The sequence below is a fragment of the Flavobacterium sasangense DSM 21067 genome (assembly GCF_000686885.1).
In the GTDB taxonomy this organism is placed as follows: Bacteria; Bacteroidota; Bacteroidia; order Flavobacteriales; family Flavobacteriaceae; genus Flavobacterium; species Flavobacterium sasangense.
In genome coordinates, this window is record NZ_JMLU01000064.1 from 1 (window position 1) to 1459 (window position 1459).

Annotated in this window: 1 protein-coding gene; it reads left to right on the top strand. The window is 30.4% G+C overall.

The annotated features are described in order from the left end of the window. Positions 1-261: 261 nt before the first annotated feature. Positions 262-1434, top strand: a complete 1173-nt coding sequence (locus tag BP92_RS16460; protein WP_051604497.1) for an IS110 family RNA-guided transposase — start codon at positions 262-264, stop codon at positions 1432-1434. Positions 1435-1459: the final 25 nt, after the last annotated feature.

The window sequence follows — 1459 nt, forward strand, 5'->3', positions numbered from 1 at the left end:
GGGCTCATATCTTTGTTAAGATTTAAAAATATGAATTATTTATCTTTGAAATAGTAATAATTGATAAACAAAACCAAGTTGCAAAATACTATCGGGGCGAAATACATCATAGATGATATTGCATACACTAGGGTAATCTACTTGGTTTTAATTACATTATAGTCACAATAGTACTTAAGCACTTGCTTTAATAGAAAGATGCTGTATAAAAAATGAGCAAAGTCTACTGTAATTTTTTGTTTATCTAAAAATCAAAGAGTTATGAATTTAAAGTATGCTGTAGGACTTGATGTATCAAGTAAAAAAATTGACGCTTGTATGAGTATTATTGATGAGAAACAAAGAGTTGTTGTTAAATCTAGTACTCAAATTACTAATACAAGAAAAGGTTTTGAAAATTTAGCGCAGTGGATTATTAAACACAAGAAAGAAGATATACCAGTGGTTATTTGTATGGAAGCAACTGGTATTTATCATGAAAATTGTGCGTATTATTTGTTTGAGAAGGGATTTGATACTTCTATTATTTTACCCAATAAGGCAAAAAAGTATTTAGAAGCAATAGGGTTAAAGTCAAAGAATGATAGCATTGATGCTAAAGGACTATCTCGAATGGGAGCTGAGCAATTCTTAGAAAGATGGCAGCCTATGGGCACCTTTTTTTATGAGTTACGTTTATTGACAAGACAGTATCAAAATATTACGGAATTAAAGACTGTGATTAAAAATCAATTGGATGCATTGAGTTTTGCTATGCATAAATTGGATTCTGTTACGGATCAATTGAAACAAACCATACAATTGTTTGAATCACAACTAAAAGAGTTGGATAAAGCAATTTTACAACATATTAAATCAAATCAAGAAGTAGCAGAAAGAGTTAAAAATATTTGTACAATGAAAGGTTTAGGTGTTTTGTCTGTAGCAACAGTTTTGGCAGAAACAAATGGATTTAATCTGTTCAAAAACTACAAGCAAGTTGTATCTTACGCAGGATATGATGTTGTAGAAGCGCAATCAGGAACACGAGTAGGTAAAACCAAAATTTCTAAAAAGGGAAATTCAAGAATACGAAGAATGTTACATATGCCATCACTGGTAGTTATACAATGTGAGGTTAAACAGTTCAAAGATTTATTTGACAGAACCTATAAAAAACATGGTATAAAAATGAAAAGTTATGTAGCTGTTCAAAAGAAATTATTAACAATGATTTATTATTTATGGAACAAAAATGAACCTTATGATGATAACTATAAAATAAATATCCAAGAAGAGGAGCAAAAGTTATCCTCTCGGGCATGTGGCTTCGTAGAAGACAAAATAGAAAAAAATAGCCCCAAACAAGTTGAGGCTACACAAGGTAAACATCCAGTGAATAATCGCAAGAAGCTTCCTCTCGGTGTAACAAAGTTAAAAAAAATAACAACATAAATTTGCAATTAAAGATAGTACCTAG